Origin of the sequence: Rubritalea sp. (assembly GCF_039830215.1) — a bacterium.
Lineage (GTDB): Bacteria > Verrucomicrobiota > Verrucomicrobiia > Verrucomicrobiales > Akkermansiaceae > Rubritalea.
This window is the reverse complement of sequence record NZ_JBDOPO010000136.1, coordinates 1-8,569: the sequence shown is the minus strand read 5'-3', so window position 1 is coordinate 8,569 and position 8,569 is coordinate 1. Positions and strand designations below refer to the sequence as shown.

The 8,569-nt window shown below is 46.8% G+C and carries 12 protein-coding genes; 4 read left to right on the top strand and 8 right to left on the bottom strand.

Annotation, left to right across the window (positions count from 1 at the left end; translation table 11 throughout):
• The first annotated feature begins 212 nt into the window (after positions 1-212).
• Positions 213-392, top strand: a complete 180-nt coding sequence (locus ABGY95_RS04550) for a hypothetical protein (RefSeq protein WP_347440513.1) — start codon at positions 213-215, stop codon at positions 390-392.
• 234 nt (positions 393-626) lie between these two features.
• On the opposite strand, the gene ABGY95_RS04545 is transcribed toward ABGY95_RS04550, so the two are convergent.
• Positions 627-2,096, bottom strand: a complete 1,470-nt coding sequence (locus tag ABGY95_RS04545) for a PLP-dependent transferase (protein ID WP_347440512.1) — start codon at positions 2,094-2,096, stop codon at positions 627-629.
• A 112-nt stretch (positions 2,097-2,208) separates the two neighbouring features.
• Between ABGY95_RS04545 and ABGY95_RS04540 the strand changes: the two genes are divergently transcribed.
• The 3 genes from ABGY95_RS04540 to ABGY95_RS04530 are packed head-to-tail and all read left to right on the top strand — an operon-like array spanning position 2,209 to position 3,676.
• Positions 2,209-2,646 (top strand): EF-hand domain-containing protein, encoded by a 438-nt coding sequence (locus ABGY95_RS04540; RefSeq protein WP_347440511.1) that lies wholly within the window; start codon positions 2,209-2,211, stop codon positions 2,644-2,646.
• A 22-nt stretch (positions 2,647-2,668) separates the two neighbouring features.
• Positions 2,669-2,968: a hypothetical protein gene (locus ABGY95_RS04535; RefSeq protein ID WP_347440514.1), complete on the top strand. Its 300-nt coding sequence runs from the start codon at positions 2,669-2,671 to the stop codon at positions 2,966-2,968.
• Between the two features lie 24 nt (positions 2,969-2,992).
• On the top strand, positions 2,993-3,676 hold the full coding sequence (locus ABGY95_RS04530; RefSeq protein ID WP_347440510.1) for a 16S rRNA pseudouridine(516) synthase: 684 nt from the start codon (positions 2,993-2,995) through the stop codon (positions 3,674-3,676).
• On the opposite strand, the gene ABGY95_RS04525 is transcribed toward ABGY95_RS04530, so the two are convergent.
• The 7 genes from ABGY95_RS04525 to ABGY95_RS04495 form a co-directional block, all read right to left on the bottom strand.
• Complete coding sequence (locus ABGY95_RS04525; RefSeq protein WP_347440509.1) at positions 3,673-4,026, bottom strand: dihydroneopterin aldolase; 354 nt, start codon at positions 4,024-4,026, stop codon at positions 3,673-3,675. The two genes, ABGY95_RS04530 and ABGY95_RS04525, sit on opposite strands and share 4 nt — an antisense overlap.
• Positions 4,023-4,688 (bottom strand): HAD hydrolase-like protein, encoded by a 666-nt coding sequence (locus tag ABGY95_RS04520; RefSeq protein ID WP_347440508.1) that lies wholly within the window; start codon positions 4,686-4,688, stop codon positions 4,023-4,025. Before ABGY95_RS04520 ends, ABGY95_RS04525 begins: the two co-directional genes overlap by 4 nt.
• 52 nt (positions 4,689-4,740) lie before the next feature.
• On the bottom strand, positions 4,741-5,148 hold the full coding sequence (locus ABGY95_RS04515; protein ID WP_347440507.1) for a DUF721 domain-containing protein: 408 nt from the start codon (positions 5,146-5,148) through the stop codon (positions 4,741-4,743).
• A complete protein-coding gene (locus ABGY95_RS04510) occupies positions 5,135-5,371 on the bottom strand; it encodes a ferredoxin (protein ID WP_347440506.1) in 237 nt (78 codons plus the stop codon). Before ABGY95_RS04510 ends, ABGY95_RS04515 begins: the two co-directional genes overlap by 14 nt.
• Positions 5,372-5,463: 92 nt before the next feature.
• Complete coding sequence (locus ABGY95_RS04505) at positions 5,464-6,822, bottom strand: DUF58 domain-containing protein (RefSeq protein WP_347440505.1); 1,359 nt, start codon at positions 6,820-6,822, stop codon at positions 5,464-5,466.
• Positions 6,823-6,841: 19 nt separating this feature from the next.
• A complete protein-coding gene (locus ABGY95_RS04500; RefSeq protein ID WP_347440504.1) occupies positions 6,842-7,792 on the bottom strand; it encodes a MoxR family ATPase in 951 nt (316 codons plus the stop codon).
• Positions 7,779-8,569, bottom strand: a 791-nt coding sequence (locus tag ABGY95_RS04495) for a hypothetical protein (RefSeq protein WP_347440503.1), incomplete at its 5' end; no start/stop codon positions are given. The genes ABGY95_RS04500 and ABGY95_RS04495, both read right to left, overlap by 14 nt.

Below are 8,569 nucleotides of genomic sequence, written 5' to 3'. Positions count from 1 at the left end.
TATGCTCCTGAATGTTTTATCTGCTTTATCCGAAGCTGACGTGCACTGCAGAGAGCTCTTTACCAACCCCAAAGAGCGTGAAGTTGGTATTCCAGAATCAATCACCTCAGATGTCCCAGTGGGTTGAAAGCTGCTCACAAGGGTGTCTTCACTGCTAGTCCATGGCGAACCACCATCAGCAGAAAGTGCAAGCCAACACCCCCAAGGAAGCGATGAAAAAGGAGGTAGCCGAAACAATAAGAAGCATCTTCAGCGCCATTGATCTCAACGCGGCTCAAGAGCAAATCGCTAAAGCCATTGAAAAGTACAGCTCCCAAGCTAGCAAGATGGTTGGAAGAGACCTTACAGAAGGCATCAACGTCTTCAGTCTCGCTAGCCATCTTTGGATCTGACTTAGAACACCTAACATGTGCGAAACGCCAAATAATTGTATCAAGCACAGGACAAGAGTCGTAGTGCTATTGCACAACGAGGCTTCACGTAAGCCCCTCGTTACCGCTGTTTTTATGGAAATCGCAGAAGAATGGGAAACCGGACAAACGTACTAACCCCCAACTAAAATAACAAAAAATTAGTAGTTTCAGCCCTAAGCTAAATTAGCTCTTACAGAAAAAAATTACGCAGCCTTAGACTAGATCGAGAGCACGCTGAAAGGCAGAAAGAATAACATCCTGCGGTTCTTGACCTACTGAGACGCGGATTAGGTGAGATACAACTCCACATCCTGCAGCCCAATCCAATTCGTCGTAATGCGCGAGCAAGGTATAGGGGCAGACCAAGCTAAAATCAGTACCTAAGCTCGGCCCTTTAGAAAGTTCAATAGCATCAAAGACTTTAGCTGACCTCTTCTCGTTTTTCACGGTGAAAGAGATTAGTCCCCCAAAGCCTCCACCTTCGCGCATGACCTGAGCGTAGAACTCGGGTGTACTTAGTGACGGATACCAAATTTCGTCAACACCAGGGTGTGCCTGAAGCAACTCGACCAATGCCATTGCATTAGCATTCACCGGTGCCATTCTTTCTAAAAAACCTTTAGAGTTTTCATCTAACACAGCTGCGTCTGCAGCGTAGAGTCGGCTACCGTCTTCACAGTCATCAACAAAAAATTGCGCAAAGTCATCGTAGAATGGTGAAGACTTCACGAGCTGAATACAGCCGGCGAGAACGTCACCTTTCCCTGAAATCCACTTACTTAAAGAAGTGGTTACAATATCTGCATAGCGCGCTACGTCAACGTTGAGCACACTACAAATAGTATCATCCACAACTAGTGGAACTCCCCCATCACGGCACGCTTGATGCACCTTCTGAAGGTCCACAGAACGCAATAGCGGGTTACTAGGAACCTCACAAAAAACTGCGGCAAATTCGCCTTGGCTAATCCGCTTCAGCGCTTCATCGAACGACTCCCCTACACTATCGTTGAGCATCACAGCCCCAGCTCCAAAGTGGTTCTGAATTTTCAATACGTCGACGTAGGGGAAATCTAGCTGCAAAGTCTTTTTGCCAGCAAACATACCGGTCACGGCACGGTGCACAGCATAGACTCCAGACATTCCACTTTCGTATAGATAGACATCTTCGGCTCCGTAACTGCCAAAGCCTGCGATTCTTTCGCGCAGCTCGGTGACATCATACTTCCAAACTCCGTCCCCGTCCAAAACATCGAGAGCCTGTCGGCTACTCACAATCTCGCCTGTATAGCGCCAGTATTCCATGGCGACTACAGCAGCAGCTTCGGGCACGATCAGAGCCTGCATTCCATCGTAGCTAACAATGCGAGCAGCAGCTCCAGTGCGTTTTTCGACGAAGCGTAAAGCGCGCTGTGCTGCAGCACGGTGAGGGAAAACCACAACACGCTCAGACTCTACAGCAAGCTGATCAGCTGCCGTGCTAAATAGCCGTTCAACTAAAGGGTGCTTGAAAAAGCGAGGGTAACCACAGCGTAAACGCTTAATTACTTTGTCTCGCCCCTCTTCATAACCCAGCACAGCATCCCACGTAGGCAGGCACACTGAGATGGCATGGCGATCATCCGGTAAGGGTGAGCCAAGGTCATCATCAGTCCAAGCAGGGTTTGTAAGGAGGTCTCTCAACGCGGGTTGAAATACTGTACCACTACAGATTTGCAAGACAGTTGTGCCAGGCTTCACTCAAAAAGAGCTTTTTACTTGGGCTCATGCCTATTCTTGCGCATAGTCCGACTCAATGAGAATTGCCTTGGTCACACTCCTAATCCTAAGTTGCGGCGCACTGAATGCAGCACCAACTAACGACTCGCACGCAAAAAAACGTGAAGCTCACCAACTTTCGTTGTTTGCCGATTTTGATAAAAACAGCAATGGTAAACTGACTGAAAAGGAATTCATTCAGAGCATTGTCACTAATCTATTTAAGGAATTCGATTTAGACGGTAACGGTTCAGTTTCAAAACAAGAGTACCACAAACACGCCAAAGACAAAGCGCGTGCAAAACATGAGTACCCGATTCTTGATTCTACAAACAAAGGTTACATCTCCCTCAAGGATGTCTATGCCCACAAGGCCTTCATCAAAGAACTGCGTGATGCCTTCAAGCAAGTTGATACGCAATCAAAAGGCTACGTGACACTCAAGGACCTCCCTGACCTCACACCCAATCAATAAATTTCCAAACATTTTGAAATTCATGCATTTTAGTTCAGCCAAACCCCTGTGTGCCGTAGTGGCTTTCACTTTGGCGTGCTGCTCAACACCAGAAAAAACCTCGCGCGCAGTCAAAGGCGGTGCCGTCGGTGCTGGCATTGGAGGGCTGATGGGTGGCTGGTCTGGTGCTGCTGCTGGCGCGGCAGTGACAGGCCTACTTGGCGCGGCAACCACCACTGGTGACTCTAAATACGGTCGCTACCCCAGCTCACCTAGCCCATCCAGCGCGAGCTCGGGAAATACAAATTCACGTAATAGTGGTTCAATGGGCTATAGTTTTTAAGGTAAACTTAATGCACTTCACATTATGCGACTTGATCGATTTCTGAGCCACCAAACTCGCTTGGGTAAAAAAACTGTCCGACAGAAAATTGACGCTGGCGTGGTTTCAGTCAACGGCCAAGTAGAGCTATTCCACCGCTGCGAGGTGGATCACTTCACCACGGTAGCAATGGACGGAGAACTGCTTCAGAAAAATAAAGCAATCTATCTCATGCTGCACAAGCCAGCTGGTTATCTTAGCGCAACAAGCGACCCGCAACACCCAACAGTCATCGAGCTCATTGATGAACCATACGCTGCTGATCTACATATCGCAGGCAGACTCGACCTTGCATCCACCGGATTGCTATTACTCACGAATAATGGCCGCTGGTCTCGCTCGCTCACTGAGCCAGACAAGAAAGTTCCAAAAGTCTACCAAGTTCAGCTGCGTGACCCAGTCAGAGACGATTGCGCTGAGATCTTCTCTAAAGGTATCTATTTCGCCTTTGAGGACTTAACAACAAGCCCTGTAGAGCTAACGATTCTTAGTGACACCAGTGTCGAAATCACGCTCTACGAAGGGCGTTACCACCAAATAAAAAGGATGTTTCACGCCATTGGCAATAAGGTCATAGCTCTACATCGAGCCCAAATCGGGGACCTCACACTTGGACAACTCCCAGCAGGTTCTTACACCCGTATCAACCGGGATTTAAAAATCATCTAACTCCGCTTACGGAGCATCTTCAACCCAACAAAATCGGTGTCGGGTAGAATGAATTTTTCGATCTCCAATAACACTTCTAACACAGCAAACTCACGGAGGATCATCTCTGTGATTTCCTCGGCGAGCGTCTCAATCAGCTTGCGTGGGCGCTCAGCGGCGAGCTCTTTCACCCGTAATGAAACCGCATAGTAATTCACAGTTTTCTCTATATCGTCATCCAGACCTGAAAAGCTATTTCCAGGAACTAACTCAAGATGGATTTTAAGAATTTGCGGTTGTTCACGTTCCTCGTCTGGCACCCCAATGTGAAGTGGCACCTCTAGACCTTTTACTAAAATTGTATCCTTCATACTTTTTCCTCCATCAAACTCTGCCAATTAGATTCATTAGTTAGAATTGTTTTAAACTCGGCTAAATCTTCTAAAATCAAATTGGGCATAACCGACTCCAACAGTTCGCGCTGGTTATACCCAGTAAGAACTCCAGCCGAGAACACTCCGCCATGGTGAGCAGTCTCAATATCATGTGTCATATCTCCGACGAAAATGGTCTTTTGGGGGTCGAGCCCATTGTCTTTGAGTATTTCACCAATCAGCTCGCGCTTATCCAAAACTCCTGCATAAGTCCCCTCAAAATAGTGGTTAAGCTTTAGCTCAGTCACTTGCTCAGAAAAAGCTGTCGCGCACATGCTGGTGAGCACAAACATTCTGCTCTCTTGCTGTTTTAAGAACTCCAGGAAATCCTCGGCATGCTGCAGCACTGGAACAGCCTTCTGAGACAATGCAAAACCTTGGCGAAAATGATTTTCTATCTCATCGAGCTCAACTCCAGGAATGAATTCATTATAGAATTCCTCATACGGTAAACGAAAGCACTTGCGGAAGCTCTCGCGATCCCACTCCGGTTTATCGTAAACTCGCATTACATGATTGGTGGCACATATCACCAATGCCATGTCGTCTACTAAAGTACCTGACCAATCAAAGATCCAATTCCAATCATGTGAACTCACGCACACTCCATACTCTCGGTCTGGGGAAATTTCAAGAATCGATCAAAATGGATTAACCGACTATGAAGTGAACTTGCCTAACGATGCCCTCGCCCAACTCATCACTGAAGTTTTTAAGCAACTTCCCCTTCATTTGCTCTAAATGAAAACGCATGGACGGCTGAATCACAGTGAGAACCAGCACACCTTTATTAAGAGATTTAGGCTCGGCATGCTTGGCCACAAAGTCACCAGCAACCTTCACCCAAGCACTACGTAGTTTTTGTTCATCCATCCCACCTGACACTCCCATTTTTGAAAGCAGCTTATCTAGGTGCTCCGAGGCTTGATGGATATTTCTATTGAGGTCCGTAACGGGATCCCCATGACGCCATTGGCGTAAAGTAAGCTCCCGCATCCACTTCATAGTGTGCGGGAGTGCCTTTTTCTTTGAATCAGATGGCTTATTATTCTGCGCCATCGTCACCAATTGCCTCAACTGGACAGCCTTCCATAGCTTCGATACACTGTTCGCGCTCGTCGTCATTTTCAGGTTGCTTGTAGAGATAGGAGTAGCCCTCGTCATCTTCACGAGTAAAGTTATTAGGAGCTGTCTCACGGCAAAGATCGCAATCGATGCACTGGCTATCTACGTAGAATGCTCCACCTACGTTTTCCGAATTCTTATCTTCCTTGTCTGCCATAAAATCTAAAATATTGTTTTCAAGTCACTGATACTGTCATCGGCAAAATACGCAACAACTTTTGTTTGAGCTGCTAAAGTTTTGCCCCACCATTAGTGCCCCGTCAAAGCGGAAAGTCCAGCTTCCACCCGGCCGACTTCTATTTCAACGATAGGCTCACGACAACCATCCAATAGCACCGATTCCTCACCAGATTTCACTAATAGGACACAGAGTTGCACGCCACTGGCGGCGAGGCGATTTATCAACTGCGCTCGTTGCTCATCCCATCCGCACAAAACGACAAAGCAGGTCGTCAATGAATCCGAATGACTCAAAACCATTTTTCTCAATTCCTCCCAATCTGGCTTACTCTCCATATCTAAGCCCGCCAACACCTCAAGCATCTTGTCCACTCGCTCTACGTTTTTACCAACAGTATGCACACGCGCCCCCTGCTGGACAAACATCAGATCCAGCAAAGCTTGCTCTGTGTCCACGCTACAGGCAAACGTTGCAGCGATCGAAATGGCTTCCTCAAAAACATCTTCATGCTCAGCGCGCACCGCTGTGTCTAAAATTAGACCATAACGAGGAAAAAAGATTTCTTCGTATTCTTTGATAATCGGCTTTCCAGATTTTCCCCAACTCGGCCAATGAATATGCTTTGGTGGATCACCCGGACGGTATTCACGTAGCGAAACAAACTCACCACTCTGACCAGCAAGTGATGAGGTAGATTCGCCACCGAGCTGGTTTCTCGACTGGCCATGAAAATTTATCCCATCAAAGGTGTAGCGTTTAGGTAAAACAATCAATGTGTCGGCCTCCTGCTGAACCACACTCACACGCTGAAATACCCCAGTGGGGTCGGGTAATATAAGCTGCATCCTATCCATTTGAATCACCCCTCGCCTCAATGGTGAAAACTGCATTTGAAATGAAGCCTTCCCCCCTACAGTCAACGGTTTTCCCATCATGGGCTTGGACTTAAAGAGCAGACGGCGGCGCGTCATCCACATCCATCGGTACGCTAAATACCTTCGGTCGAAAGCATTTCTTAATTCTTCACCGGGTTCACGCGAATTTAAAAAGAGTTCCTTACTCGGCCGTGGATCCGGAGCTAGATCCTGCAAGTAATAATTGGTGAGGTTAAACCTCCCAGAGTTACTGGATTCCACCGTGTATTCAAGAATTTCACCCACAGTTCCATATGCTGGCATATGCCGCCTTACGCGCACCTTCGAACGTCTGGAGAGTGCCGCAAAAAAAGCCACAATGATCAGCGCTACCAGTATCCCGAAAAGCCGAAACAGTGTGTCACGAGGGTACATCACACACATGAAGCCTACCGAAAAAGCTCCACCTAACAATAGCCAACCTAATGGTGAAACGCGTTGCTTCGTCCCAAATACGAACAACGAACCAACGTTGTATATATGGAACAACCGCCTCTGCAATTTATCACTCATAGATAAACCAAAAAATTACCTACACAGGTACCGGCAATGTCGCCAGTAATTCCTCAACCACTGAGCGGCCAGTGCGGCCAGAATATTTAGATTCATTTTCTAGAACCAGCCTATGTGCTATCACATCTACTGCCACTTCCTGAATTACTTCGGGCGTCACGAAATCGACTCCCCTCATCAAACTCATCGCCTGCGCGACTTTCATCAGCGATATAGACGCACGCGGACTAGCAGCCAGCTTCACATCCTCCACAGATCTAGTCGCGGCACAGAGACTAACAATGTAATGCTTGAGCTCCTCACTTATTCTCACATCGGTAACGGCACGCTGCCATTCTATTACTTGTTCATGGCTAACCACTGGCTCTACATCCTCAACTGGATGTGCCCCCCCCTGTTGGTCAGTCAGAATACTCATTTCATCTTCTATTCCAACATACCCCAAAGAGCACAGCATAGAAAACCTATCCATTTGAGCTTCAGGCAATGGATAGGTTCCACGAAATTCCACTGGATTCTGCGTCGCTATCACAAAAAATAGCCCCTCCATAGCATGACGTACCCCCTCGATAGTAGCCTGCTTCTCAGCCATCACCTCTAACAACGCACTTTGCGTCCGTGGCGAGGATCTATTTATCTCATCCCCCAGCAAGATATTGGAAAAAATCGGACCACGATGAAATGTAAACTCACCTGATTTAGGGTTAAGTATCGAAACTCCGAGAATATCTGACGGGAGAAGGTCTGGGGTAAACTGTATCCGCTGAAAGTTAGCATCACCAATAGTTGAAGCCAGAGCCTTCGCTAATGTCGTTTTACCAGTACCAGGAAAATCCTCTAGCAAGGCGTGCCCGCCAGCACCTAAACAACAGACTAAACGCCGAATCAATCCATCCTGACCACGTACCACCTTGGCGATAGCCTGCTCAATATGATTTCCGACCTCCATCCCCCCACTACTTTCCATCATTGTAATCATCTTGTTTTAGTTCCTGATTTACCATCTGTGTGAAACTTTTTGCTAGCTCTAGGTAATTTTTGTGAACTACGCCTCCCAAAGCTTTCTCCATATCCTTGAGCATATTTTGGTTAGCTATCTGTTCTCCTCGGCCATGCTCATACCTAAAGTAATGCGGGAGTAGTCTATGACCATGCTTACTGCTAGCCACAACTGGGCAAGCGATGAAATCCACACTCGTATTATCCAGGTAGCTTTCCTTCAGAACAATGAAGGCAATTTCTTTTCCTAACAAAACGGTATGCAACTCTGATCGACTAGTCAGACTCTTCCATCTCTTAGCATCAGCCCCCACGGTAGATAGTAAATACTTCGGTTCTTTAGATGTGTAAGCCATAAATCCGACAGCGTCTACTAGTTTTTGCTCCGCTAATTTTTCCACGTAGCCCTTATAAAAGGCTATAATCTGAGGTCGGTCTCTCACCGTCAGAGGCTTTCTGAGCAAGCTCGTTCCATCGACGGATTTTTCCAATAGCCGGCCATGAAGTCTAGCCTCAGCCACATTTAAGTGCTTTCTTAAATCATCAATTTTTTGTTTATTTAAGAGTCTGGGGTCGTGATCGTCGTTAAGCATGAATTCAGGAACGAGAGTCCACGAATTCCCATTATTCACTATCAACAGTGGCTGGCTTGATAACACTAATGGAGCCGATACTGAATAGCTTACAAGATTACATAACAAGTATTTCTTCCCATTATCTTTGTAAAGAAACTCTCTCACACTAGTTT